This is a genomic window from Streptomyces viridifaciens, assembly GCF_001888885.2.
GTDB lineage: Bacteria > Actinomycetota > Actinomycetes > Streptomycetales > Streptomycetaceae > Kitasatospora > Kitasatospora aureofaciens.
In genome coordinates, this window is record NZ_CP090841.1 from 4,516,858 (window position 1) to 4,540,969 (window position 24,112).

24 protein-coding genes and 1 pseudogene are annotated in these 24,112 nt (G+C 72.2%); 17 read left to right on the forward strand and 8 right to left on the reverse strand.

Annotated features, from left to right (window positions below):
- The first annotated feature begins 166 nt into the window (after window positions 1-166).
- The 4 genes and pseudogenes from BOQ63_RS27350 (at window position 167) to BOQ63_RS27365 (ending at window position 5,108) form a co-directional block, all read left to right on the forward strand.
- Window positions 167-1,057 (forward strand): biotin--[acetyl-CoA-carboxylase] ligase, encoded by an 891-nt coding sequence (locus tag BOQ63_RS27350; RefSeq protein ID WP_030281027.1) that lies wholly within the window; start codon window positions 167-169, stop codon window positions 1,055-1,057.
- Window positions 1,058-1,230: 173 nt separating this feature from the next.
- Window positions 1,231-2,352: an adenylate/guanylate cyclase domain-containing protein gene (locus BOQ63_RS27355; protein ID WP_046386475.1), complete on the forward strand. Its 1,122-nt coding sequence runs from the start codon at window positions 1,231-1,233 to the stop codon at window positions 2,350-2,352.
- A gap of 230 nt (window positions 2,353-2,582) precedes the next feature.
- Window positions 2,583-3,833 (forward strand): annotated as a pseudogene (locus BOQ63_RS27360) (GGDEF domain-containing protein); the annotation flags it as partial.
- Window positions 3,834-4,724: 891 nt separating this feature from the next.
- A complete protein-coding gene (locus BOQ63_RS27365) occupies window positions 4,725-5,108 on the forward strand; it encodes a hypothetical protein (RefSeq protein ID WP_030553176.1) in 384 nt (127 codons plus the stop codon).
- Here the strand turns inward: BOQ63_RS27365 and BOQ63_RS27370 are convergent.
- Entirely contained in the window at window positions 5,071-5,691 is a 621-nt protein-coding gene (locus tag BOQ63_RS27370; protein WP_072655125.1) for a TetR/AcrR family transcriptional regulator, read from the reverse strand. The genes BOQ63_RS27365 and BOQ63_RS27370 overlap by 38 nt on opposite strands.
- 97 nt (window positions 5,692-5,788) lie before the next feature.
- Here BOQ63_RS27370 and BOQ63_RS27375 point away from each other — a divergent pair, with 97 nt between their 5' ends.
- Together BOQ63_RS27375 and hutH are read left to right on the forward strand one after the other, a co-directional pair.
- Window positions 5,789-6,979: a macrolide family glycosyltransferase gene (locus tag BOQ63_RS27375; protein WP_030553180.1), complete on the forward strand. Its 1,191-nt coding sequence runs from the start codon at window positions 5,789-5,791 to the stop codon at window positions 6,977-6,979.
- 129 nt (window positions 6,980-7,108) lie between these two features.
- Complete coding sequence (hutH, locus tag BOQ63_RS27380; RefSeq protein WP_107488557.1) at window positions 7,109-8,692, forward strand: histidine ammonia-lyase; 1,584 nt, start codon at window positions 7,109-7,111, stop codon at window positions 8,690-8,692.
- Between the two features lie 28 nt (window positions 8,693-8,720).
- Here the strand turns inward: hutH and BOQ63_RS27385 are convergent, their stop codons facing one another.
- The gene (locus BOQ63_RS27385; RefSeq protein WP_030281042.1) at window positions 8,721-9,155 is read right to left on the reverse strand and encodes a hypothetical protein; all 435 of its coding nucleotides are present in this window, start codon (window positions 9,153-9,155) and stop codon (window positions 8,721-8,723) included.
- A 228-nt stretch (window positions 9,156-9,383) separates the two neighbouring features.
- Here BOQ63_RS27385 and BOQ63_RS27390 point away from each other — a divergent pair, with 228 nt between their 5' ends.
- Together BOQ63_RS27390 and BOQ63_RS27395 are read left to right on the forward strand one after the other, a co-directional pair.
- Window positions 9,384-10,253: a MurR/RpiR family transcriptional regulator gene (locus BOQ63_RS27390; RefSeq protein ID WP_030281045.1), complete on the forward strand. Its 870-nt coding sequence runs from the start codon at window positions 9,384-9,386 to the stop codon at window positions 10,251-10,253.
- A 90-nt stretch (window positions 10,254-10,343) separates the two neighbouring features.
- A complete protein-coding gene (locus BOQ63_RS27395) occupies window positions 10,344-10,667 on the forward strand; it encodes a hypothetical protein (protein ID WP_033350007.1) in 324 nt (107 codons plus the stop codon).
- Window positions 10,668-10,684: 17 nt separating this feature from the next.
- Here BOQ63_RS27395 and BOQ63_RS27400 read toward each other — a convergent pair whose 3' ends face one another.
- From BOQ63_RS27400 to BOQ63_RS27410, 3 genes are read right to left on the reverse strand one after another with little or no spacing between them, the layout of a single operon-like run.
- A complete protein-coding gene (locus BOQ63_RS27400; RefSeq protein ID WP_030281050.1) occupies window positions 10,685-11,323 on the reverse strand; it encodes a restriction endonuclease subunit S in 639 nt (212 codons plus the stop codon).
- Entirely contained in the window at window positions 11,320-12,978 is a 1,659-nt protein-coding gene (locus BOQ63_RS27405; protein ID WP_072655127.1) for an N-6 DNA methylase, read from the reverse strand. The genes BOQ63_RS27400 and BOQ63_RS27405 overlap by 4 nt, the downstream gene beginning before the upstream one ends.
- Before the next feature lie 18 nt (window positions 12,979-12,996).
- Entirely contained in the window at window positions 12,997-13,662 is a 666-nt protein-coding gene (locus BOQ63_RS27410) for a hypothetical protein (RefSeq protein WP_030281054.1), read from the reverse strand.
- Between the two features lie 462 nt (window positions 13,663-14,124).
- Between BOQ63_RS27410 and hutU the strand changes: the two genes are divergently transcribed.
- From hutU to hutI, 4 genes are read left to right on the forward strand one after another with little or no spacing between them, the layout of a single operon-like run.
- Complete coding sequence (hutU, locus tag BOQ63_RS27415; RefSeq protein WP_030281056.1) at window positions 14,125-15,795, forward strand: urocanate hydratase; 1,671 nt, start codon at window positions 14,125-14,127, stop codon at window positions 15,793-15,795.
- A gap of 11 nt (window positions 15,796-15,806) precedes the next feature.
- Window positions 15,807-16,988, forward strand: coding sequence for an allantoate amidohydrolase (locus BOQ63_RS27420; RefSeq protein ID WP_030281058.1), 1,182 nt, complete (start codon window positions 15,807-15,809; stop codon window positions 16,986-16,988).
- Window positions 16,979-18,340 (forward strand): formimidoylglutamate deiminase, encoded by a 1,362-nt coding sequence (locus BOQ63_RS27425; protein ID WP_223886049.1) that lies wholly within the window; start codon window positions 16,979-16,981, stop codon window positions 18,338-18,340. The genes BOQ63_RS27420 and BOQ63_RS27425 overlap by 10 nt, the downstream gene beginning before the upstream one ends.
- A 49-nt stretch (window positions 18,341-18,389) precedes the next feature.
- A complete protein-coding gene (gene hutI / locus BOQ63_RS27430; RefSeq protein ID WP_072655129.1) occupies window positions 18,390-19,565 on the forward strand; it encodes an imidazolonepropionase in 1,176 nt (391 codons plus the stop codon).
- Window positions 19,566-19,623: 58 nt separating this feature from the next.
- On the opposite strand, the gene BOQ63_RS27435 is transcribed toward hutI, so the two are convergent.
- The 3 genes from BOQ63_RS27435 to BOQ63_RS27445 form a co-directional block, all read right to left on the reverse strand.
- On the reverse strand, window positions 19,624-19,824 hold the full coding sequence (locus tag BOQ63_RS27435; protein ID WP_072655130.1) for a DUF397 domain-containing protein: 201 nt from the start codon (window positions 19,822-19,824) through the stop codon (window positions 19,624-19,626).
- A gap of 62 nt (window positions 19,825-19,886) precedes the next feature.
- Complete coding sequence (locus tag BOQ63_RS27440; RefSeq protein WP_072655131.1) at window positions 19,887-20,087, reverse strand: DUF397 domain-containing protein; 201 nt, start codon at window positions 20,085-20,087, stop codon at window positions 19,887-19,889.
- Complete coding sequence (locus BOQ63_RS27445; protein WP_072655132.1) at window positions 20,080-20,946, reverse strand: helix-turn-helix domain-containing protein; 867 nt, start codon at window positions 20,944-20,946, stop codon at window positions 20,080-20,082. The genes BOQ63_RS27440 and BOQ63_RS27445 overlap by 8 nt, the downstream gene beginning before the upstream one ends.
- A 261-nt stretch (window positions 20,947-21,207) precedes the next feature.
- On the opposite strand from BOQ63_RS27445, the gene BOQ63_RS27450 reads away from it, so the two are divergent.
- The 5 genes from BOQ63_RS27450 to BOQ63_RS27470 all read left to right on the forward strand — a co-directional run bounded on the left by BOQ63_RS27450 (window position 21,208) and on the right by BOQ63_RS27470 (window position 23,914).
- Complete coding sequence (locus tag BOQ63_RS27450) at window positions 21,208-21,573, forward strand: ATP-binding protein (RefSeq protein ID WP_072655133.1); 366 nt, start codon at window positions 21,208-21,210, stop codon at window positions 21,571-21,573.
- Complete coding sequence (locus BOQ63_RS27455) at window positions 21,570-21,821, forward strand: hypothetical protein (RefSeq protein WP_072655134.1); 252 nt, start codon at window positions 21,570-21,572, stop codon at window positions 21,819-21,821. Before BOQ63_RS27450 ends, BOQ63_RS27455 begins: the two co-directional genes overlap by 4 nt.
- Entirely contained in the window at window positions 21,809-21,940 is a 132-nt protein-coding gene (locus BOQ63_RS27460; protein WP_318299381.1) for a hypothetical protein, read from the forward strand. The genes BOQ63_RS27455 and BOQ63_RS27460 overlap by 13 nt, the downstream gene beginning before the upstream one ends.
- A gap of 158 nt (window positions 21,941-22,098) precedes the next feature.
- Window positions 22,099-23,619, forward strand: coding sequence for a WXG100-like domain-containing protein (locus tag BOQ63_RS27465; RefSeq protein ID WP_150476143.1), 1,521 nt, complete (start codon window positions 22,099-22,101; stop codon window positions 23,617-23,619).
- Window positions 23,603-23,914, forward strand: a complete 312-nt coding sequence (locus tag BOQ63_RS27470) for a hypothetical protein (protein WP_141763769.1) — start codon at window positions 23,603-23,605, stop codon at window positions 23,912-23,914. The genes BOQ63_RS27465 and BOQ63_RS27470 overlap by 17 nt, the downstream gene beginning before the upstream one ends.
- The last annotated feature ends 198 nt before the right edge of the window (window positions 23,915-24,112 follow it).

Genomic DNA, 24,112 nt, shown 5'->3' on the forward strand with positions numbered 1-24,112 from the left:
GAACTACCGCTGCGTAGCGTAGCCAGCGCGCCGGGCGATCCGTCATGTCCTGGCGTTATGGTCATCGACACAGTGTGTCAACGAGCGTTCTGCGGGACGATGGTGCGGACTGCGCCTCTGCGGGTCCGTCCTGCCCGTGGCCCGGGCTGGTCCTAGGGTTGCCACCATGACACCCGAGACCCCCCGCCGCAGTGGACTGCGCGGCTTCGGCCGTACCGGACCGTCCCCCTGGACCGACCTGGACCGGCCGCCGCTGGACCAGGAGGTGCTGCGCCGCGACCTGGTCGTGCCGGGCGGGCTCTGGACCTCGCTGGACGTCGTCGCCGAGACCGGCTCGACCAACAGCGACCTCGCCGAGCGGGCCCGGGCCGGCGCGCCGCAGGGCGCGGTGCTGGTCGCCGAGGCGCAGAGCGCCGCGCGCGGCCGGCTGGACCGGCAGTGGACCGCCCCGGCCCGTTCCGGGCTGTTCCTGTCCTTCCTGCTGCGCCCCGAGGAGGTGCCGGTCGAGCGGTACGGCTGGCTGCCGATCCTGGTCGGGGTGGCCGCCGCCAGCACCCTGGACCGGGTGGCGGGGGTCGAGGTCGGGCTGAAGTGGCCCAACGACCTCCAGGCGGTGATCGACGGCACGGAGCGCAAGCTCGGCGGCATCCTCACCGAGCTCAGCGGCGGTGCGGTGGTGGTCGGGATGGGCCTGAACGTCTCGCTGCGCGCCGCCGAGCTGCCCGTCCCCACCGCCGGCTCGCTCGCCCTGGCCGGCGCCTCGACCACCGACCGGTCCGTCCTGCTGCGCGCCCTGCTGCGCGAGTTCGCCGGGCTGTACGGCGAGTGGACGGCGGCGGCCGGGGACCCGCACGCCAGCGACCTGCTGCGCGCGTACGTGGACCGCTGCAGCACGCTCGGCCGCCAGGTGAGGGTGCACCTGCCCGGCGACCACGAGCTGGTCGGCGAGGCGGTGGCGATCGACGGGGACGGCCGGCTGGTGGTCCGTACGGCCGACGGCGCACGCCGGGCGGTCGGGGCGGGGGACGTGGTGCACGTCCGCCCCGAGCCGCGCTGAACGGCAGTCTTCACCTCTCCTTGACTCGGGCGGATGCTCCGGATCACGCGATTCCGTGCGAACATTCCACCTGGCAGCGGTGTGAGGCGCGCCACTGTCCGCCCGGGTGGCGGACGGTGCGCCCGGACAGGTAGGACACGAGGCAAGTGCGGCAACCGCACGGGGACGGACCGGTGGCAGAGGACGGCAGCAGCGGGACGGCGGGCAACCACGACCCCACGGTCGCGCTCGAACTGGAACGCCTGATCCTGGACGCGCCACGCCGTTACACCCCGTACCAGGCCGCGCGCGCCGCCGACGTCCCGATGGAGCTGGCCACCCGGTTCTGGCGCGCCATGGGCTTCCCCGACATCGGCCAGTCCCGGGCGCTCACCGACGGCGACGTGATCGCGCTGCGGCGCCTGGCCGGCCTGGTCGAGTCCGGGCTGCTCAGCGAGTCGATGGCGATCCAGGTGGCCCGCTCCACCGGCCAGACCACGGCCCGGCTGGCCGGCTGGCAGATGGACACCTTCCTGGAGAACCTCACCCAGTCCGCCGAACCCGGGCTGACCCGCGCCGACGTCGCGTACCCGCTGGTCGAGCTGCTGCTGCCGGAGCTGGAGCAGTTCCTGGTGTACGTCTGGCGGCGCCAGCTGGCCGCCGTCACCGGCCGGGTGGTGCAGGCCGCCGAGGACAACGAGATCACCAGCGGCCGGCTCGCCGTCGGCTTCGCGGACCTGGTCGGCTTCACCCGGCTGTCGCGGCGGCTGGAGGAGGAGGAGCTCGGCGAGCTGGTCGAGACCTTCGAGAACACCTGCTCGGACCTGATCGCCGGACAGGGCGGCCGGGTCATCAAGACCCTCGGCGACGAGATCCTCTACGTCACCGAGGACCCGTCCACCGCCGCCGAGATCGCGCTCAGCCTGATCGAGGCGCTGGCCGAGGACGACACCATCCCCGCGCTGCGGGTCGGCATGGCCTTCGGGACGGTGACCCAGCGGATGGGCGACGTCTTCGGCACCACGGTCAACCTGGCCAGCCGGCTCACCTCGATCGCGCCCAAGGACGCGGTGCTGATCGACGGGGAGTTCGCCGCGGCGCTGGAGCAGCACGGCAGCGTCGGTCCGGCCGAGTCGGAGGGGCCCGGCCTGGCGGAGGCGCTGTCGGTGGCGGCCGGGATGCCCGCCTCCGGGCTGCCGGTGCCCGCGCCGGACACGGGGGCGCGGTTCCACCTGCAGCCGATGTGGCGGCGGCCGGTGCGGGGGCTGGGGCTGGTGGAGCCGTGGCTGCTGTCGCGGCGGACGAAGGCCGAGTAGCGGGTGGCGCGCACAGGGCTCTTCGTCGGCCGGGTTCCCGGGCCCTCGGACGGGTGCCGAACGGTTGAAAGCCGTACCGTCGGGTGCGGGTCCATCCGGGCAAACGGGGCATAACCGAACGAAATCGCCATAGTCTTGGTGCAAGCGGCCGGACGGGTGCGGCCGACCGGTGGGGGTCCGGCAGGACCGAGCACAGGGAGCGAGGCGAGCCGGTGAGCAGTGAGGCGATCATGACGGACCGCGGCTGCGACTGCGATGGCCCGCACCGCTCCGACCCGCTGCCCGACCTGCGGCTGCAGTCGGTGGTCGAACTCGCCCAGGACATGGCCGGGGCGCTCACCCCGCTGGAGGCCGTCCGCGCCGCCGCCGCCCGGGCCACCGAGGCGCTCGGCGCGACCATGGCCGCCGTCTCCGTATGGGACCGCGAGTCCGGCCGGCTCCGGGTGCTGGTCAACCACGGCGAGCTCGCGCCCGGCGAGGAGGAACTGCCCGAGGACGAGTCGTACCCGGTCGCGGACTTCCCGGAGATCGTCACCTACCTGGAGGAGCGCTGGAGCACCGGACGGCTGCCGCGCGCCTGGCTGCAGACCGCCGAGAACGACGAGCCGTACACCGGGCACATCCACCCGACCGCCGGCGCGTACTGCCAGGAACGCGCCGCCGCGCTGCGCCGGCGCGGCCGGGCCTGCTGCGTGGTCGCGCCGATCGTGCTGCACGGACAGGCCTGGGGAGAGCTGTACCTCGCCCGGTCGACCGGGATGCCCGGGTTCACCGAGGCCGACGCCGACTACGCGACCCTGCTCGCCGCCCAGGTCTCCGCCGGGCTCGCCCAGACCGAGCGCCTCGCCGACCTGCGCAAACTCGCCTTCTCCGACCCGCTCACCGGCCTCGCCAACCGGCGCGCCGTCGACGCCCGGCTGGAGAGCGCGCTGGAGGCGCACAACCGGGACAACACCGTGGTCTCGCTGGTGGTCTGCGACGTCAACGGGCTGAAGCGGGTCAACGACCAGCTCGGCCACGAGATGGGCGACCGGCTCCTGGAGCGCTTCGCCCACCAGCTGTCCCTGGCCGCCGCCAAACTGCCCGGCAGCCTCGCCGCCCGGCTCGGCGGCGACGAGTTCTGCCTGCTCGCGGAGGGGCAGAAGGCCGACGAGGTGGTCGCCGTCGCCGAGGAACTGTGCGCGCGGGCGCTCGCCCTGTCCGAGGGCGAGGGTGTCGCCTGCGGCGTCGCCTCCACCGGGGACTCCATCGGCCCGGTCACCACCCCCGACCGGCTCTTCCGGCTCGCCGACGCCGCCCAGTACCGCGCCAAGGCCGCCCGCGCCGCCCACCCGGTGGTCGCCGGGCGTAGCCACGGCCCCGGCTTCTCGCCCGATCCCACCGTGCTGCTCGCCGACGCCGCCGACCCCCACCACCGCGCCGACGGCCGGCGCGGCCCCGGCGGCCGGGCCGGTGCGGCCGACCGGCGGCGCTTCCGCGGCGCCGCCCACAGCGCCGACCCGGGGCAGCTGCTCACCGCCGTGCTCTCGGCCCTCGACCAGGCCTCGGCCGCCCGGGCCGTCCACCCCGCCGACACCCTCGGCAAACTGGTCGTCGTCGCCGAGACCTCCGCCCGGCTGCTCGACGCCGTCGGCTGGTGGGTCTCGTACGTCCCGCCGGGCTCCCACCTGATGCGCACCTCCCAGCACGCCGTCTACCGGATGACCAGCGGCCCCAGCAGCACCCGCGCCGAGACCCAGCGCGCCCAGATCGAGGCACCCGACGCCGTCTTCGACCTCCGCCACTACCCGATGACCCGCCGCGCCGTCCGCGGCGGCGCCTTCGCGCTGCGGGCGGGCGCGGCGGGCAACGACCCGGCGGAGGAGGCGATGCTCGTCGTCTCCGGCTACCGCGGCATGGTCGCGGCGGGCGGCCAGAACCCGGCGGGCGGCTGGCTGGTCGAGCTGTTCGCCGACGACGCCACCCTGCCGCTCGGCCAGGCGGCCTGCGCGATGCGGGCGCTGGTGGCGGTCGCCCTGGCGGGGGCGGCCTCGCCGCCGGTGATGTGACGGCGGGGGTTGTTGTTGGGGGTGGGGGCTCTCGGGAGAGTGGGTGGCGCCGGGACGGTTCCGGGGGTGGCCGCTCGCCCGCAACGCCCCCTTCCGCAGCCACCCCCTCCACCGCCCCTCCCGCAGCGCGTCCCTCTCGCCTTGGTCGGGTGAGAGGGGTGGGGGGTGCTTGGTGGGCGCGCGGGGCGTTGCCCGCGCGCCCACGGAGGGGGATGTGCCGGTTCGGTGACCGGGGTGTCGCGGCTGGGTCGCGGTTGAGGGTACGGGGTGTCCTGGTGGGGGGGCGGGGTGGGATGGTGTCGGGGCTGGACCGGGGAGCAGGGGGTGACCATGGGCGGACGGCTGGTGGGTGCGGCGGTGACCGGGGTGCTGGTGCTGGGCGGCGGGGTGGCGGGGGCCGGGCCCGCGTCGGCGGTGCCGGTGGTGCGAGTGGTGCCGGTGGTGCGGGCGGCGGGGCAGGTCGGTACGGCGTCGGCGGGGGCGACCGGTCCGGCGGCTGTGCGGACGGCGCGGGTCGGGCTGCGGGCGCATCAGATCACCCACGCGTCCTCGCGGCACAAGCGCAAGACCCGGCGCAGCGTGGTCGGCCGGGCGCTCGACGCGGTTTTCGGCTGGCTCGCCTTCGCCGTGCTGCTGGTCGTGCTGTTGGTGGTACTCGCGGTGTACGCGGTCAGGCGTCGGAGGTCCCGTTGGCGGCAGGGTGGTTGAGGGCCCGTAGGGCGGCGTCGACCAGGCGGTCCGCGTGCTCGTGGGTGAGCGGGCCGAGCCGGTACTGCCAGCGGTAGTAGAGCGGTCCGTAGACCAGTTCGACGGCGAGGTCGAGGTCGGCGTCGGGGGCGAGTTGGCCGGCCTCGCGGGCGGCCCGGAGGCGGTCGCGGGTGACTTCCAGTAGCGGGTCCAGCAGGCGGGTGCGGTACTCGGAGTGCAGCACCGGGTCGTTGAGGAGCTCGGCGATGATGGCGCGATAGGTGCGGTCGGCGCGCGGGTCGGTGAGTTCGTCGCTGGTGGGGCGCAGGACGGCCCGCAGGTCGGCGGCGAGGTCGCCGGTGTCGGGGAGGGCGAGGCCGCCCTCGTGCTGGTTGACGGCGAGGAAGGCGTCGAAGACCACGGCGCCCTTTGAGGGCCACCACCGGTAGATGGTCTGCTTGCCGACGCCGGCCCGGGCGGCGATCGCCTCGATGGTCAGCTTGCCGTAGCCGACTTCGGCGACGAGCTCGGCGGCGGCGGTGAGGACGGCGGCGCGGGCGCGTTCGCTGCGGCGGGCGGGGTCGGGGGCGGTTCTGGAGGCCATGGGAAAAGTCTATGCGAGATGACGAGACGAGACGTATTGTCTTACCGTTCCTGCGAGACGGAACGTCTCGTCTTCATCGCTTTCCCCGGAGGTGCACATGAACCGCCCCGCACACATCCTGATGGTCTCCGTTCCGGCGCACGGGCACGTCAACCCCAGCCTCGCCGTGATCACCGAGCTGGTCGCCCGGGGGTACCGGGTCAGTTACGTCAACGACCCGTCCTTCCGTGAGATCGTCGAGTCCACCGGCGCGTCCTTCGTCCCGTACGCGACCGCGCTGCCGCTCACCGACGACCCGGCCGGCTGGCCGGAGGACCCGGTGGCGATCCAGGAGGTGTTCCTGGACGACGCGCTGTCGATGTGGTCCGCCCTGCTGGAGGCCTTCGAGGACGACCACCCCGACCTGGTGCTCTACGACATCGCGGGCTTCGCCGGGCGGGCGCTCGGCGAACGGCTGGGCGTGCCGGTGGTGCAGCTGTCCTCCAGCTTCGTCGGCTGGGACGGCGGCGAAGAGGACCTGGCCGAGGTCTTCGAGGCGATCCGCAGTGGCCCCGGCGGCCCCGAGCACCACCGGCGGTTCGCCGACTGGCTGGCCGGGGCCGGCGCGGTGCAGCGGGACGTCGAGGCCTTCAAGAACCGCCCCGAGCGGTGCATCGCGCTCGTCCCGCGGGCGCTCCAGCCCAACGCGGACCGGGTGGACGAGCGGCGGGTCAGCTTCGTCGGGCCCTGCTTCGGCGACCGTGCCCACCAGGGGCGGTGGGAGCGCCCGGCGGGCGCCGAGAAGGTGCTGCTGGTCTCGCTGGGCTCGGCCTACACCAACCAGCCCGCGTTCTACCGGGCGTGCATCGAGGCCTTCGGCGACCTGCCGGGCTGGCACACCGTGCTGCAGATAGGCCGGCACACCGACCTGGCGGCGCTGGGCGAGGTGCCGGACACCGTGGAGGTGCACCGGTGGGTGCCGCAGCTGTCGGTGCTCGCCCAGGCGGACGCCTTCGTCACCCACGCGGGCATGGGCGGCTCCAGCGAGGGGCTGTTCCACGCGGTGCCGATGATCGCCGTGCCGCAGGCTGTCGACCAGTTCGCCAACGCGGACGCGCTGGTCGGCCTCGGCGTGGCGCGCCGGTTGGACACCGAGCAGGCCACCGCGGAGGCGCTGCGCGCCGCGCTGCTGGAGCTGGTCGACGATCCGGCGGTGGCCGAGCGGCTGGCGGTGCTGTCCGCCGCGGGCCGGGCCGAGGGTGGCACCGTGCGGGCAGTGGACCTGATCGAGGCCGAGCTGAAGGGTTAGTCGCTGGGAGCGGCCCCCCGGGGGGGAGTGGACCCCCGGGGGTGCGGCACGGATCCGGGCATCGGAGAATCCGGATCGGATGGTGGGCAGCTGTTGTCATATCTCCATTCACCTGATGTGATTGTGTATATGGATATGCACAGTGCTGTGGCCCCCGACGCTCCGCTGGTCCAGGTCGGTAAGGCCGACGTCAGTGCGGAGGACGTGCTGGCCGTCGCCCGGGGCAACGCCCGGGTCGAGATCGGTCCCGACGCGCTCGCCGAGATGGCGGCCGCCCGCGCGCGGATCGACGCCCTCGCGGCCGAGCCGCGCCCCGTCTACGGCGTGTCGACCGGCTTCGGCGCGCTCGCCGTCCGGCACATCAGCCCCGAGCTGCGTGCCCAGCTGCAGCGCTCGCTGGTCCGCTCGCACGCGGCCGGCATGGGCCCGGCGGTCGAGCGCGAGGTGGTCCGCGCGCTGATGTTCCTCCGGATGAAGACGCTGGCCTCCGGCCGCACCGGCGTCCGCCCGCTGGTCGCCCAGACCATGGCCGCCCTGCTCAACGCGGGCATCACCCCGGTGGTGCGCGAGTTCGGCTCGCTCGGCTGCTCCGGCGACCTCGCGCCGCTGTCGCACTGCGCCCTGGTGCTGATGGGCGAGGGCACCGCCACCGCCCCGGACGGTGTGGAGAAGCCCGTCGCCGAGCTGCTGGCCGCCGCCGGGATCGAGCCGGTCGAGCTGCTGGAGAAGGAGGGCCTGGCCCTCATCAACGGCACCGACGGCATGCTCGGCATGCTCGTGATGGCCATCGCCGACCTGCAGCGCCTGTTCACCACCGCCGACATTACCGCCGCGATGACCCTGGAGGCGCTGCTCGGCACCGACAAGGTGCTCGCCCCCGAGCTGCACGCCCCGATACGCCCGCACCCGGGCCAGGCGCTCAGCGCCGCCAACATGCTCGCCGTGCTCAAGGGCTCCGGCCTCACCGGCCACCACCAGGACGACGCGCCGCGAGTCCAGGACGCCTACTCGATCCGCTGCGCCCCGCAGGTCGCCGGGGCCGGCCGGGACACCCTGGCGCACGCCCAGCTGGTCGCCTCGCGCGAGCTCGCCGCCTCGGTGGACAACCCGGTGGTGCTGCCGGACGGCCGGGTGGAGTCCAACGGCAACTTCCACGGTGCGCCGGTGGCGTACGTGCTGGACTTCCTCGCCATCGCCGCCGCCGACCTCGGCTCGATCTCCGAGCGCCGCACCGACCGGCTGCTCGACAAGGCCCGCTCGCACGGCCTGCCGGCCTTCCTGGCCGACGACCCGGGCGTGGACTCCGGCCTGATGATCGCCCAGTACACCCAGGCGGCGCTGGTCAGCGAGAACAAGCGGCTCGCCGTCCCGGCCTCGGTCGACTCGATCCCGTCCTCCGCGATGCAGGAGGACCACGTGTCGATGGGCTGGTCGGCCGCCCGCAAGCTGCGCCAGGCCGTCGAGAACCTCGGCCGCATCCTCGCCGTCGAACTGACCGCCGCAGCCCGCGCGCTGGAGATCCGTCAGCAGGCCGACGCCTCGGGCGGGCTGGCCCCGGCCACCGCGGCCGCGATGGCCGCCGCCCGTGAGGCGGGGGTCGGCGGCGCCGGCCGCGACCGCTTCCTCTCGCCGGACCTGGAGGCCGCCGCCGCGCTGGTCGCCTCCGGGGACCTGGTGCGGGCGGTCGAGCGGGTCACCGGCCCGCTGGCCTGAGTTGTCCCGGACGCGGGGCGGCCGGGGCTCAGTCCCAGTCGCCCCGCGTCCGGCGCTCGTCCCGGTCGCGGCGGTTGCCCAGGGCCGCGGCGAAGTTGACCCCGACGATGCCCGCCCAGCAGGCGAGCAGGCCGGCGAAGCCACCGCTGCCGGGGTTGCTCGCGATCGCGGTCAGCGGGATGCCGAAGGCCAGCGAGACCACCGCCATCCGGTTGCCGGCCCGGCCAGGGGCCCAGCCGCGGTGGTGGTGGCGCCGGCTCCGGTCCCTGTCCCGGTCGCGGTGGTCGGGCTCGTAGTCGTCCAGCCGTGCGGCCACCGAACGCTCCACCCGGGCGTCCAGGCGGGCGTCGAGGCGCTTCATGAAGGAGTCGACGAGCTCCTCCTCGTACTCCTTGCCGAGCTCCTTGCGGGCCTGCAGGGTGGCGTCGAGGTCGCGCCGAAGTTCGTCCTGGCGAGTGTCCATGCCAGTAGCGTGGGGCCGCCGGCCGGCCCGGTCCATCCGTTCGCGGGGGGAATCCGGGCGGGGTCAGGGAGAAATCAGGGTTACCCCGAGGCCGGTGCCCGGCCCCCGGCCCGGTGCCCGATCATGGGGACGTCCGTGCGACGTCCCGCCGTACGAGACGTCTTTGCCAGGGGCGGCGCGCTGCTGCACAGTCGTCGTTCCGAACGCTCGCATCCGGAGGTAGAGCTGATGACCGCCACCGACGAGGCCGGTACCGTCGGCCCCTCCGCCCGGCTGCTCCAGCTGTTCGAGGGGCACCGGCTGACGCCCACCCAGCGGCGGATCGCCCACTCGCTGGTCCGGCACGCCGGCGAGGCGCCGTTCCTGTCCAGCGTCGAGGTCGCCGAACTCGCCGGGGTCAGCCAGCCCTCCGTCACCCGCTTCGCGGTCGCCCTCGGGTACGACGGCTACCCGGCGCTGCGCAAGCAGCTGCGCGAACTCGGCGCGGGCGAGCCGGCCGCACCGGAGACCCCGGACGACGCCGTGCGCAACGAGCACCAGCAGGCCGTGCTGGCCGAGATCGAGCACCTGCGCCACCTCGCCGAACTGCTCGCCGACCCCGAGCCGATCATCCGGGCCGCCCGGCTGCTCGCCGCCTCCCGCCCGCTGCCGGTGCTCGGTCTGCGGGCGGCCTCGGCACAGGCGCGCGGCTTCGCGTACTTCGCGGCCAAGGTGCACCCGGACGTCCGGCTGCTGGACGAGGGCGGCAGCATGCTCGCCGACCGGCTGGAACAGGCCACCGCGGCGGGTGCCACCGCGCTGCTGTGCTTCGCCCTGCCGCGCTACCCGCGGGAGTTGATGGACGCCCTGGTGGTGGCCCGGGAGTGCGGGCTGACCGTGCTCACCGTGGCCGACAGCGCCTTCTCGCCGGTGGCCAAGCTCTCCGACCTGATGCTGCCGGCCGCCGTCGGCACCGGGCTGGTCTTCGACACCGCCTGCGCGCCGATGATGCTCGGCCGGGTGCTGCTGCAGACCATGTGCGACGAACTCCCCGGCGCGGAGGCCCGGTTGGAGGCGGTCGAACACGCGGCGGCGGCGCGGGGGCTGTTCTTGGAATAGGCGCGGCCTGGAATGAGCACAGCCTCGACATGAGGCCGGGGGAGTACTTGCCACGAACCCGGGCATCCCCTACTGCAGGGGGTGCCGCCCATGCGCGTGATCCACGAGATGAAGTTCGTCGCCCGCCTGGCCTCGGGTGCCGACGAATGGTCCTGCCCCGCCTGCGGACGCCGCGTCACCCTGCGGCGCCTGCCCGAACCCGAACTGACCGTCCTCGACCCGGGCGACGAGTCCGCCGTCCACGTCGGCGTCATCGAACCCGACGCCCGCGCCACCGCGGCCGCCGAGAAGTACGGCCTCGGTCCGGTCCAGAACATCCCCCGCCCGCCCTCCCCGCCCGCCCCCGACGCCGCCGACCGCCGCTGGCTCGCCGAGATCGGCATCGACTGGGACGGCGGCGACGCCGCGGCGTGACGAGAGGACCGGCGCGCTCAGTTCCAGTGCGGCGACATGGCCCCGGTGAACATTGCCGGGGAGATGAGGTCGCGCAGCTCTGCGGTGGTACGGGCGATCTCTTCGTGGACGGCGATCTTCTCCGACAGCCCTTCCAGGATCTCCGTGATGGCGGCGGCTTGCGCGCGGGGCGGCAGGTTCACCGGCAGCTTGGAGAGGGCCGCCACCGTGACGCTCGGGATGCCGACCGTGCTCGTACTGGCCTGTTCGAACCAGTTCTTGGCCACGGGACTGCCCAGGTAGTGCAGCAGGTACCCCTGCCATTCCGGGGCACGGAGCCGCAGCCGCAGCAGGTTGCCGCTGAACAGCCAGCCTGCTTCTGCATCGGTGATGCGGGCCGCCCGCCCCGGATCTCCCGTGCGCGCGCAAACGATGTCGCCCGGCCGCAGGCGGTACTGATCGACCTTCGACTCTGCCTCCTGGGGCAGGAAAGTGAGATCGGCGTGGACGATCTGCCCCCGGTAGCCGATGTTCATCGGGCGCAGCAACGGGATGCCGGCGTTGCTGCGGCTCGCCGGATTCGTGAGGTGGCCGGGGCCGGACTGGATCTCACAGAGCTCGCCGAGTTCCGTGGTCGTCCAGTCGGCCGGGATCGGCTGCTCGGCACTGTACGTCATGGCATTCCGTTCAGCAGGCGGGCGACCTGGTGGTCCACTTCCTGGGCTCGCACGTGCAGGCGAGCCAGTTCCTCGCGGATCCGGTGCAGCCGGTCCGTGGTGGCGGCCAGGTCGATCGGGGGGCCGGACCGGTGCATGTATCTGGCCGGGTCGAGTACGAAGTCCGCCGCCTTGATCTCAGCGAAGGTGGCGCGGCTGCTCGACCAGCGAGGGGAGCGGCTTCCGGTGAACTCGTGGGGAGCTCGCCGCCACGCCCGGTACTCGGCGACCAGCTCCGACACGTCCGTCTCGGTCAGTACGCGCAGCGTGCGGGTGTCCATCTCTCCCGCTTCCCGGGCGTCGACGAACCACACGTCCGGTGGGGAGTCCCCGGAGGGGCGGCGTAGGAGCCACAGACAGACCCCGATGGTCGTCGAGCTGAAGAGGCCGGGGGGGAGCGCGACCACTCCTTCGACGACGCCGGCTGACAGGAGCCGGGCGCGAATCTCGCGCTCCCTGCCCCCGCGGAAGGCCGCACCATTGGCCATGACGACGATGGCCTGCCCGTCGGGGGTCAACGACCGGACCGCGTGCTGGATCCATCCCAAGTCCGCATTACGCTCCGGTGGAGTGCCGAACGGCCAGTCCTCCCAGGCGAAACGTGCGTCGTAGCGGGCCTTCATGCTGAATGGTGGATTGGTCAGGACCAGGTCGTAGGCGACTGGCCCGGTCCGCCCACGTTCGCTGGGCAGGTAAGGCTCGATCGCGGTCCGGAACGGAACGCCGTGCAGCATCAGGTTCATCGCGGCGATCCGGCGGTGCCGTTCGTTCGGGGTCTCGGCGACGGCCAGGTCCACGGTCGGGCCGCGCCCGGTTGGCTTGCCGCCGAATTCCACGAGCAGCTCGCCGGAGCGGCAGAACGGATCGTAGATGTCGGAAGGCTGCGGGAGCTCGCCCGCCAACTCGACCATGAGCCGACGCAGGGACGGCGGAGTCACCAGCTGTTCGCCGCGCCGTCCGAGTTTCTCGGTCTCGGTCTGGAGCAGTAGGCCGAACAGGTCGGCGGCCTGGGGTGCGTGGGTGATCTCCTCGATGAGGTGGCCGGCCCTCTCCAGAGACCATCGCTCGGGATCGGTGATAGGCCCGTCGGCCTCGCCGACCCATCCGTCGCCCTCCGGCCCGAGCAGGTCGGCCCGGATCCGGGCCAGGCTCCAGATCGGGCTTCGCCCGTGGTGAAGGTCATACGTGGCAGTCCGCCACTCGGTCGGAGCGTACCCACGAACGAAGACGAGTGACAGGAGGAGTTCCAGGTACAGGGATTCCCGGCCCGAATGACGCCAGGGCTCGCCGAGTGGGCCCAGCAGCGCCGTCGCCAGGCGACGCGACAGCGCGGGGTCGGGCGCGTCCGTCTCTTCGCGGATGCCTGCGGATCGACGGAACCGGTCGCCGTAGGTGGTTCCGGGGCGCTCGTCGGCGTTGAGTGCATTGGCCGGAATCGCACGTGGCGACAGCCATGCGGCCACCTCGTCGACCGCGAACAACTCGGCCCCCCCTACCAGCACCGGCTTCGGGTAGTCGGGGTGGCGCCTTTCCCAGTTGCTGACGGCGGGTCGGCTCACCCCGGCGTGCTTGGCGATGCCGGAACGGGAGATGAATCGTGCGGTGCCCTCCGGCATGGTGCTCACCACCTTCGGTCAGAACTGTGGGGTGCGCAGGCCGGCGCAGGTGTCCTGGCGCTGCTTCAGTACGGTCGGGACCCTGTCCAGCTGCCTCGCCTCGGCCGACAGGTCGGCGTTCAGGAGGTCCAGGAGGCGGAAGAGAGTCGCGTGGTCGGCTTCCAGACGGCGGTGGTGGATCGGTTCGTGGTGGCTGATGCGGTTGCGCAACAGCATCATGGTGGTGAACTGCCGGTGCAGGTCGTCCCGGCGTCCCGATCCGCGTGGGAAGGCCCGGTGGAGGGCCGGGACCCAGAAGGTCCGGTCGTACCTCCTGGACAGCAGCTTCACCCAGAAGCCGAAGGAGAGTTCGGCGACCACGTCGTCGGCAGTCGCCGGTCGGTGGTTGATCCGCCGCCCGCACTTGGTCTGGGCGTCCGAGACGAGCCGGGCGCCATCAGCGTCCAGCGGTGCGATCGACCACCAGTCGGGGCGTCCGAACCTGTGCATGAGGGCGCCGTGCAGGGCGTTGCGCAGGGCCACCTCAAGACAGTGAAGGGGACCGTAGAAGGCGGCCGACACTTCGATGTTCCACCAGTACAACCGGATCGCCGCAGACCGGCCACCGGCCGCCGTGGCGTAGGTCTGCAGGCGCGCTCCCGAGAGGCTGCGCTCTGCCCAGGTGGGCCATTCGCCGGTGTTCACGGAATCCCCCGAGTGGACGGTGAGGCCTTGCAGCCCCGGAGACGACTGGTAATCTCGGTCGAGTAAGCCCCGGGTCGCCTCTGCCTGCATGCCGCCCGGGGCACTGCTGTTTCTCGGGCGCATCGCCTCGGAGGCACTGCGCGGCCGTGGCGGATCACCGGCCTGTGCGTGCCGTTCCCGTCTTTCCGGACACTACAGTCGCGTCGCTGACGCCGCAAGCGCATTGCCGTGAGCTCGAATCTGTTAACCCCTCGCCGTGATGCGCGCGGGTGTCCGCTCCTGATGCTCGATGCCCGTCGTTGCCAGGCCGAACGGGTGGGTGGCCGAGGGTCTGGGGCGCGGGTGGAGGTCGGTGGCCGCCGGGGCTGATCGGATTGTTCGGGGGTCTGGTCGAAAGTGGCTTGTTTAGTTATATTCAGTCGAACCGAGCTTGAATGAATCCATCCGCAGAGAGGCCGGGACATGGTGCAGCAGCAGGCGAGCGGGCCGCGTGAGGTGCGTGCGGCGCGGGGGACGGGACTCACGACGCAGGGGTGGCAGCAGGAGGCTGCGCTGCGGATGCTGATGAACAACCTCGACCCCGAGGTGGCCGAGCACCCCTCGAAGCTGGTCGTGTACGGCGGCACCGGCAAGGCCGCGCGGGACTGGCGCTCCTTCGACGCCATGGTGAAGACGCTGCAGGGGCTGAAGCAGGACGAGACCATGCTGGTCCAGTCCGGGCGGCCGGTCGGCGTCATGCAGACCCACGAGTGGGCGCCGCGCGTGCTGATCGCCAACTCCAACCTGGTCGGCGACTGGGCCAACTGGGAGGAGTTCCGCCGGCTGGAGAGCCTCGGGCTCACCATGTACGGCCAGATGACCGCCGGCTCCTGGATCTACATCGGCACCCAGGGCATCCTCCAGGGCACCTACGAGACCTTCGCCGCCGTCGCCAACAAGCGCTTCAACGGCACGCTGGAGGGCACCATCACCCTCACCGCCGGTCTGGGCGGGATGGGCGGCGCCCAGCCGCTGGCCGTCACCATGAACGGCGGCGTGGCGATCTGCATCGACTGCGACCCGTCCCGGATCTCCCGCCGGATCGAGCACCGCTACCTGGACGTCGAGGCCAAGGACCTCAGCCACGCCCTGGAGCTCGCCACCGCCGCCCGCGACAAGAAGCAGCCGCTCTCCATCGGCGTGCTGGGCAACGCCGCCGAACTGGTCCCGCAGCTGCTCGCGATGGACGCGCCGATCGACATCGTCACCGACCAGACCAGCGCCCACGACCCGCTGGCCTACCTGCCGGTCGGCGTCGCCTTCGACGACATGGCCGACTACGCGGCCGCCAAGCCCGCCGAGTTCACCCAGCGCGCCCGCGAGTCGATGGCCGCCCACGTCGAGGCGATGGTCGGCTTCCTGGACCGTGGCGCCGAGGTCTTCGACTACGGCAACTCGATCCGCGGCGAGGCCCAGCTGGCCGGCTACGACCGCGCGTTCGCCTTCCCCGGCTTCGTCCCGGCGTACATCCGCCCGCTGTTCTGCGAGGGCAAGGGCCCGTTCCGCTGGGCCGCGCTGTCCGGCGACCCGCAGGACATCCACAAGACCGACAAGGCCGTCCTCGACCTCTTCCCGGAGAACGAGTCGCTGGCCCGCTGGATCAAGATGGCCCAGGAGAAGGTGCACTTCCAGGGCCTGCCCGCGCGCATCTGCTGGCTCGGCTACGGCGAGCGCGACAAGGCAGGTGAGCGCTTCAACGACATGGTCGCCTCCGGCGAGCTGTCCGCCCCGATCGTGATCGGCCGCGACCACCTGGACTGCGGCTCGGTGGCCTCCCCGTACCGCGAGACCGAGGCGATGCTGGACGGCTCGGACGCGATCGCCGACTGGCCGCTGCTCAACGCCATGGTCAACGTGGCCTCCGGTGCCTCCTGGGTGTCCATCCACCACGGCGGCGGCGTCGGCATCGGCCGCTCGATCCACGCCGGCCAGGTCACCGTCGCCGACGGTACGGCGCTGGCGGGCGAGAAGATCCGCCGGGTGCTCACCAACGACCCGGGCATGGGCGTCATCCGGCACGTGGACGCCGGGTACGACCGCGCCACCGAGGTCGCCGCCGAGCGCGGTGTGCGCGTCCCGATGGGTGAGCTGTGACCTTCCAAGAGATGTGGGCGGAGCTGCTCCCCGTGGGCCGCTCCGCCGCCTCCGGCGGCTACCGCCGCTTCGCCTGGAACTCCGCCGACGCCGAGTGCCGTGCCTGGTTCGAGCAGCAGGCCCGCGGCCGCGGCCTGACGTACGAGCTGGACCGCAACGGCAACCAGTGGGCCTGGCTGGGCGATCCTCACGGTGAGGGCGCGGTCGTCACCGGCTCGCACCTGGACTCCGTCCCGGACGGCGGCGCCTTCGACGGCCCGCTCGGGGTGGTCTCCTCCTTCGCCGCCCTGGACGAACTGCGCGCCCGCGGGGCCGAGTTCGACAAGCCCCTGGCGATCGTCAACTTCGGTGACGAGGAGGGCGCCCGGTTCGGCGTGGCCTGCATCGGATCCCGGCTGACCGCCGGGGTGCTCTCCCGCGACGCCGCGTACGAGCTGCGCGACGCCGGCGGGGTGCGGCTGCCCGACGCGATGGAGAAGGCCGGCTACGACCCGACCGCGATCGGCGCGGACGAGGAGCGGCTGTCCCGGATCGGCGCCTTCGTCGAACTCCACGTCGAACAGGGCCGCCACCTCGCCGAGGGGCAGCCGGTGGGTGTGGCCGGGGCGATCTGGCCGCACGGCCGCTGGCGCTTCGACTTCCACGGCGAGGCCAACCACGCCGGCACCACCCGGATCGAGGACCGCCGCGACCCGATGCTGACGTACGCCAACACGGTGCTCGCCGCCCGCAAGAAGGCGAAGCTGGCGGGCGCGCTGGCCACCTTCGGCAAGGTCGCGGTCGAGCCCAACGGCACCAACGCGATCGCGTCGCTGGTGCGCGGCTGGTTGGACTCCCGGGCCGCCGACGAGCGCACCCTCACCGAGCTGGTCGCCGAGATCGAGCGGGCCGCCGCCGAGCGCGGCGAGCGCGACGGCGTCCGGGTCGAGCTGACCCGCGAGTCCTACACCCCGGTGGTGGACTTCGACGGCCCGCTGCGCGACCGGCTCGCCAAGCTGCTCGACGCCCCGGTGCTGCCCACCGGCGCGGGACACGACGCCGGGATCCTGGCGTCCGCCATCCCGACCGCCATGCTGTTCGTGCGCAACCCCACCGGCGTCTCGCACTCCCCGGCCGAGCACGCCGAGACGGCCGACTGCCTGGCCGGGGTTACCGCCCTCGCCGACGTACTGGAGGACCTGGCGTGTCATTGACCGTGCCGGTGAGCTACTGGGCGCAGTACGCCTGGCTGCCGCACCCCAACGGGCCGGTGGTCGAGCAGGACGTGCTGATCACCACCGGCCCCGACGGCCGGATCGTCCGGGTGGAGCCGGACAGCGGGCCCTGCCCGCCCGGCGCCGTCCGCCTCGACGGGCTGCTGCTGCCCGGCCAGGCCAACGCCCACTCGCACGCCTTCCACCGGGCGCTGCGCGGGCACGTCCAGGTCGGCTCCGGGACATTCTGGACCTGGCGGGACACCATGTACCGTTTCGCCGGCGCGCTCGACCCGGACAGCTACCTGGAACTCGCCACCGCCGTCTACGCCGAGATGGCGCTCGCCGGGATCAGCGCCGTCGGCGAGTTCCACTACCTGCACCACGCGCCCGGCGGCGCCCGCTACACCGACCCGAACGCGATGGGCGAGGCGCTGATCGAGGCCGCCGCCCGGGCCGGCATCCGGATCACCCTGCTGGACACCTGCTACCTGTCCTCCGGTTTCGGCGCCGAACCCACCCACCCGCAGCTGCGGTTCAGCGACGGCGACGCCGAGGCCTGGGCGGTCCGCGCCGACGCGCTCAAGCCGCGCGAGCACGCCCGGATCGGCGCTGCCATCCACTCGGTCCGGGCCGTCCCGGCCGAGCAGCTGGGCACCGTCGCGCACTGGTCGGCGATGCGCGGGGCGCCGCTGCACGTCCACCTGTCCGAGCAGACCGCCGAGAACGACGCCTGCCTGGCCGCGCACGGCGTCACCCCGACGCGGCTGCTCGCCGACCACGGCGCGCTCGGCCCGCGCACCTCGGCCGTGCACGCCACCCACCTCACCGACGAGGACGTCACGCTCCTCGCCGACTCCTCCACCACCGTCTGCATGTGCCCCACCACCGAGCGGGACCTCGCCGACGGCATCGGCCCGGCCCGCCGACTCGCCTCGGCGGGCAGCCCGATCAGCCTGGGCAGCGACAGCCACGCGATCATCGACCCGTGGGAGGAGGCGCGGGCACTGGAGCTGGACGAGCGGCTGCGGACCCGCACCCGCGGGCACTGGACGGCGAACGCGCTGCTGCGGGCCGGGGGCGAGGACGGGCACGCCTCGCTGGGCTGGCCCGAGGCCGGGCGGATCGAGGCCGGTGCGCTCGCCGACTTCACGGCGATCGCGCTGGACACCGTCCGTACGGCCGGGCCGCCGCCCCGGCTCGGCGCCGAGATCGCGGTCTTCGCGGCCTCGGCGGCGGACGTGCGGCACCTGGTGGTCGGCGGGCGGCACGTCGTCCGGGACGGCGTCCACCAGCTGGTGGCCGACGTGCCGGGGGCGCTGCGCTCCGCGATCGGCGCGCTGGACTGCTGAACCCTGTTGTCCGACTCCCTTTGTCCGACTCCCTTCGGAAGGCGTTGACTTGAGCACCAGGACCACTGTGATCACGGGCATCGGCAGCCTGGTCACCAACGACCCCGGGCACGGCACCGGGCCGCTCGGCCTGCTCACCGACGCGGCCGTGGTGATCGACGGCGACACCGTCGCCTGGGTCGGCCCGGCGGCGCAGGCCCCGGCGGCGGACGAGCGCTTCGACGCCGAGGGCCGGGCGCTGCTGCCCGGCTTCGTCGACTCGCACGCCCACCTGGTGTTCGCGGGCGACCGCACCGCCGAGTTCAACGCCCGGATGTCCGGGCAGGCGTACTCGGCGGGCGGCATCCGCACGACGGTGGCGGCGACCAGGGCCGCTTCGGATGCGGAGCTGGAGGCGAACCTGGCCGGGTTCGTCCGGGAGGCGCTGCGGCAGGGCACCACCACGATCGAGTGCAAGTCCGGCTACGGGCTGACGGTCGAGGACGAGGCCCGGGCGCTGCGGATCGCGGCCCGGCACACCCCGGAGACGACATACCTGGGTGCGCACATCGTGGCCCCCGAGTACGCCGAGGACCCGGCGGGCTACGTGGACCTGGTGACCGGCGAGATGCTGGACGCCTGTGCGCCGCACGCCCGTTGGGTGGACGTGTTCTGCGAGAAGGGGGCGTTCGACGGCGACCAGGCGCGGGCCGTCCTGACGGCGGGCATCGAGCGCGGGCTCACGCCGAGGGTGCACGCCAACCAGCTGACGTACGGGCCGGGGGTGCAGCTCGCGGTGGAGCTGGGAGCAGCCTCGGCGGACCACTGCACCCATCTGACCGATGAGGACGTGGCAGCGCTGGCCGGTTCGGCGACGGTCGCGACGCTGCTGCCGGGGGCGGAGTTCTCCACGCGAGCCGAGTACCCGAGCGGGCGCAGGTTGTTGGACGCGGGCGCGGTGGTCGCGCTGTCGACGGACTGCAACCCGGGATCGAGCTTCACGAGTTCGATGGCGTTCTGCATCGCGGTGGCGGTGCGGGAGATGGGGATGACCCCGGACGAGGCGGTCTGGGCGGCCACCGCCGGTGGCGCGCACGCGCTGCGGCGCAGCGACGTTGGCACGATCGCGGTCGGCGCGCGGGCGGACCTGCTGCTGCTGGACGCCCCCTCACACGTCCACCTGGCCTACCGCCCGGGCGTTCCGCTCACGGCGGCGGTCTGGCGGGCAGGCGTCCGGGAGGTCTGAGCCCCGGACTGCGGACGGCCCCCGCGCCCCCGGGGTGGCGGGCGCGGGGGCTTCGCGTTCAGGGGGTGGTGGTCAGGTGGTCGAACTCGCCCGTCTTGGCGGCCTGGAGGAGCTTGGCAAACTTGGTAGGCGTCGTGCAGACGATGACGTCGCCGTCGTCGGACTCACGGAGTTCGGTCACTCCTTCATGTGCGCGCACCTCGACGCAATTGCTGGCTGCTTCACTGAAGCTGGACTTCTGCCACGCAGAGCTGGTCATGAGTGTCAGGCTAGCCACCGGCGGCCTTTTGCGGGGGAGCAAGAGGCCGCCGGAACGATTGCTTAGGCGTTGGTGATGAGGTGGTCGAACTCGCCTGCCTTGGCGGCCTGGAGAAATGCAGCGAACTTGAGCGGCGTGGTGCGGACGATGACATCACCCTCGTCGGACTCGCGGAGTTCGACCAACCTGTCGGCAGCCCGAACCTCAACGCAGTCGGAGTTCGAGCCTGAGTAACTTGACTTCTGCCAGGTGGAGTTAAGCATATTTGCTTTCCATGTCCTTCTTGATGGAGCGAATGAACTCTCGGGATTCCTCTTCCGAGAGGGCGGCCGAGCTGATCTGGGCGAGCAGCGATCGGAACCGGGCTGTGTGGGCTGGTGCGTCGAAGAGCAGGTTGCCAACGCCTGAGTCAGCCTGCACTGTGTCGAGTTCTTGAATTGGACCCTCGACGTACGTGAAGTTCTCGTAATTGAGTGGGAGCGCATCGACATCGAACAGCACAACGCGGATCGAGACGTTGGGCTGCTCGGAGGCTTCAACTAGGGTGCCGAGCTGTTCGGCTTGGACCGCAGCCCCGCTGAACTGCATGCGCAGCGCCGCTTCGTGGACGTATGCGACCAGTGGGGTCGCCTCTGATCGGATGATGTGCTGACGCCGCAAGCGAAAGGCTGTCCTCAGGTCCACCTCGTGACTCGGAAGAGGCGGATAGGAGCGAGCAAAGATGGCCGAGGCATAGGCTTTCGTCTGAAGCAGGCCATGGATGAAGGCCATCGTGTAGACCGAGAGCCCACGCGCGTGGCTTTCAATCTCGGCGACCTCAAGGAAGTCCTGTGAGAGGCGTCCTTGGTACTCCTCCCACCAGCCTCCCTTGTCTCGATCCGTGATGATCTCCGCCAGTGCCTCGATCAGGGGTTCGTTGACGCACATGCACAACGCGGCGATCGTGCGCAGGCGTTCGACGCTGATGCCCGTCTTCCCGCTCTCCATCTGCGTCACATGGGCAGGGTTGATGCCCAGCGCCCGAGCCAGCTGACTGCCGCCGAGTCCGGCTTGCTCCCGCATCCTTCGCAGCTCGGCGCCCAGTCGACGCTGACGGAGAGTTGGGTTCGATCGAAGCGCCATGGCGTCCTCTCTGCAGGTCGTGGGACCAGTCTGCCGCAGAGAGACTGCCACGTTAGAGGGAACTTCTTGCGGTCCGCCACAAATCTGTGGCGGACCGCGCTATCGTCGTTCCCAGCTCGATACGACGCATCGTCAGTAAAGCCTGCATCCAGGGCAGTAGGCGCCTGCTGCCCGCACGCCGAAGAGCAGCCGCCGCCCCGGCCTGGCTCACGGTGACGACCGTCGTCACCTCTCCCACACCACAGCCTCACGGAGGTTCCCGTGTGCATCCGTAACACCCCCTCGCTCACCCTTTCCCGTCAGGCCCTGCGGGACGCCATGACCCGCAGCGGCCGCTGGGACGCCGAGGCCATCTTCAACGCCGAACTCGCCCTCTGCGAGCTGATCTCCAACGCCTGGCGGCACGGCGCGACCCCCGCGCCCGTCGTCTGGTTCTCCATCCTCGACCAGACCCTCCGCGTCACCGTCTCCGACGAGAGCGACGCCCTCCCGCAGCCGCGAACGTCCCCCGGCCTCACCGAGACCGGCCGGGGCCTCCAGCTGGTCGAGGGCCTCACCGACCGCTGGGGCGTCGACCCGCAGAAGCGCGGCAAGACCACCTGGTACGAGCTGGACTCCGACGCGTGACCCGCGACCCCATCGCCCCGGACGACCCCCGGATGCGCGACTACACCGAAACTCAAATCACCACCCTGCTCGGCGAGTTGCACCGCCGGGGCCTCCCGCACGGCCTCCTCTGGGGCTCCGCCGCGCCCGGCGAGAAGACCCTCGACGGCCGCATCCTGATCGACTTCGGCAACTCCCCGGTGAGCACTCTCCTCAACCTCCTCCACCTCCTCCGCGACCTGGAGAGGGACGAGCCGTGGCACCGGTGAAGTTCTTCGTCGGCGCCGTCCTCGTCGCCCTCCTCGCCCTGGCGATCGCCACCGTCGCCCTCGGTGTCCTCGCCACCCTCAAGATGCCCCACCCCGAGCACCGCGACGACCGGCCCTGACGCCCACGCGCAGGCCCTCGCCCACCCAGGCCGGGGGCCTCGCGGGCAATCACGACCCCGCGTGAGCGGGATCACGCCCACCGCGTGAAACCCCGTCAGCCGGTTCGTCGATCTCATCACCGTAGTGGTGAGTTCCGTGAACGTGTACGGGGTGACGCATGGGTGAGTCCGCGGCCGCGAAGGCCGTGCAGAAGGTCACTGGCATGTGGTGGCCGGACGCCGACCCGGACAAGCTGCGTACCGTGGCCGACGCGTGGGAGGCGATGGCCACCGCCATCGACAACGTCACCGCCCCCACCAACCAGGCCGCCGCCGCCATCGTCGCCAACAACCACGGCCCCGCGATCGACGCCTTCGGCAAGTTCTGGGCCCGGTACTACGGCGGCAAGGACAGCGCGGGCAAGGGCAAGGGCTGGCTGCCCGAGACCGCCGACGCCTGCCGCGCCCTCGCCAAGGCGCTGCGGGACTTCGCCCACGAGGTCGACAAGGCGATCAAGAAGCTGGAGGAGGAGGCCGCGATCGTCGGCGGCACCCTCGTCGTCGGCACCGCCCTGGCCCTCGTCACCTTCAGCATCTCGGCGGACATCGCCGCCGCCACCGCCGCGGGCATCGTCGCCACCGCCGCGGCCGTCGGGGTCACGGTCTCCGAGGCCATCGCCACCATCGCCGCCACCGTGCTGGTCGGTGCCGCCTTCGGCGCGGTGGAGGCCATCACCGTCGACCTCGCGGTTGCTCAGCCCATCCGCGTCGAGCTGTTCGGCGACGGCGGCTACAGCCTCACCGAGGCCGCCGACTCCGCCGAGACCGGCGGCATCATGGGCGGCGCCGGGGGCGGCCTCGGCGCCGGCGCCCGCGTCGTGACCACCGCCGCCGAGACCACCGAGAACGCCTCCGTCGCCCTCGCGGGCCTCGCCAAGGTCGCCAACGCCGCCGACACCGTCCCCGGCCGCATGATCACCGGCGCCGGCCTCAGCGCCGGCTACGACGCCGCCTTCAAAACCGGCCCCGTCATGCCCCTCGACCTCGTCCTCGGCGCCGTCGGCAGCGCCGCCGGGCCCCGCGCACGCTCCACCGAGAGCGCCCCGTACGTGCCCAGGCATGCCAAGCCGGTCGAGCTGCCGATGCCCGGCAGGCTGCCCCCGCGCGAGTACGTCGAGGCCCACCCGAGCGTCGCCAAGGTGACCACGGAACTGGCACGCGTGCCGCCCAAGGTCTTCAACCACGTCTGGGACTACCTGAAGGCCGCGCCCGGCGGCGGCATCAGCATCGGCCCCAGGCCCATCACCGACCTCCCGGGCGGCTTCCACCTCGCCGGGGTCAAACCGGTGGGCGGCAGCGCACCCGCGGAACACGTACCCGGTATGTACCTGCCCACCGAGCGCAGGCTCCTCATCGATTCGAGCGCCAATACGAAGAGCAGTGTCGCGGTTCACGAGTTCGGGCACGCGGTTGACGAGGCCTACGGTTTCAAGAGCCGTCAGCCGGACTGGCAGCATGTGCAGCAGCAGGTTTTGGACCGGATCGGCGGAAACCCGAAGCTCGACGCCTACACCCGCCAGCCGCACGAGTTCTTCGCCGAGGCTTTCAATCACTGGACGGCCAAGAAGCTGACCAAATTCACATTCGGCGACCGTGAGGCCGCGAAGATCCTGAAGGAGTATTTTGAGCGAGCATTCTGAGCCCTACGAAGTCCTCGCGTTCCCGATGCTCGACGCCGACGGCGTGACCATCTGGCAGAAGTACGGCGGCAGGACCGTGGAGGGGTACTACTACGACGGCTGGCACAAGATCGAGCCCGGCGACCCCCGCTACGACGAACTGCTCCCGCAGGCACGCGAGAACCCCCAGGACGACGATGATGACGAGGACGACCTGGACGACCTGGACGACGACGGGCCCACGGTCCACCCCGAGACCCTGGCCATGCTGATGGACATGCAGCGCCGAACGACCGAGCGCGGCGAGCAACACTGAAACACGCGAAGGCCCTCGCCCGCCCAGGTCGAGGGCCTCGCGGGCGCCCACTGTCAGCCGGGATAGGGGGTCGCCCTGTGTGCCAGGAAGTGCTGGAGCCGGAGGCCCGGTGCTGACGTGCTCAGGTGGCCTTCAAACGTTCCAGGAACTCAGGGACGCCGTCGACCTTGCGATAGGTGTTGAAAGCCGGTGTGAGCT

What these genes read in the sequence shown, in the direction of transcription:
- BOQ63_RS27445 (WP_072655132.1), bottom strand. Translation starts at nt 20,946, where the DNA reads ATGGCGCTTCGATCGAACCCAACTCTCCGTCAGCGTCGACTGGGCGCC.
- BOQ63_RS27440 (WP_072655131.1), bottom strand. Translation starts at nt 20,087, where the DNA reads ATGCTTAACTCCACCTGGCAGAAGTCAAGTTACTCAGGCTCGAACTCC.
- BOQ63_RS27395 (WP_033350007.1), top strand. Translation starts at nt 10,344, where the DNA reads ATGCGCGTGATCCACGAGATGAAGTTCGTCGCCCGCCTGGCCTCGGGT.
- BOQ63_RS27390 (WP_030281045.1), top strand. Translation starts at nt 9,384, where the DNA reads ATGACCGCCACCGACGAGGCCGGTACCGTCGGCCCCTCCGCCCGGCTG.
- BOQ63_RS27400 (WP_030281050.1), bottom strand. Translation starts at nt 11,323, where the DNA reads ATGACGTACAGTGCCGAGCAGCCGATCCCGGCCGACTGGACGACCACG.
- BOQ63_RS27350 (WP_030281027.1), top strand. Translation starts at nt 167, where the DNA reads ATGACACCCGAGACCCCCCGCCGCAGTGGACTGCGCGGCTTCGGCCGT.
- BOQ63_RS27435 (WP_072655130.1), bottom strand. Translation starts at nt 19,824, where the DNA reads ATGACCAGCTCTGCGTGGCAGAAGTCCAGCTTCAGTGAAGCAGCCAGC.
- BOQ63_RS27405 (WP_072655127.1), bottom strand. Translation starts at nt 12,978, where the DNA reads ATGCCGGAGGGCACCGCACGATTCATCTCCCGTTCCGGCATCGCCAAG.
- BOQ63_RS27370 (WP_072655125.1), bottom strand. Translation starts at nt 5,691, where the DNA reads ATGGCCTCCAGAACCGCCCCCGACCCCGCCCGCCGCAGCGAACGCGCC.
- BOQ63_RS27385 (WP_030281042.1), bottom strand. Translation starts at nt 9,155, where the DNA reads ATGGACACTCGCCAGGACGAACTTCGGCGCGACCTCGACGCCACCCTG.
- hutU (WP_030281056.1), top strand. Translation starts at nt 14,125, where the DNA reads ATGGTGCAGCAGCAGGCGAGCGGGCCGCGTGAGGTGCGTGCGGCGCGG.
- BOQ63_RS27420 (WP_030281058.1), top strand. Translation starts at nt 15,807, where the DNA reads ATGTGGGCGGAGCTGCTCCCCGTGGGCCGCTCCGCCGCCTCCGGCGGC.
- BOQ63_RS27465 (WP_150476143.1), top strand. Translation starts at nt 22,099, where the DNA reads ATGGGTGAGTCCGCGGCCGCGAAGGCCGTGCAGAAGGTCACTGGCATG.
- BOQ63_RS27375 (WP_030553180.1), top strand. Translation starts at nt 5,789, where the DNA reads ATGAACCGCCCCGCACACATCCTGATGGTCTCCGTTCCGGCGCACGGG.
- hutH (WP_107488557.1), top strand. Translation starts at nt 7,109, where the DNA reads ATGGATATGCACAGTGCTGTGGCCCCCGACGCTCCGCTGGTCCAGGTC.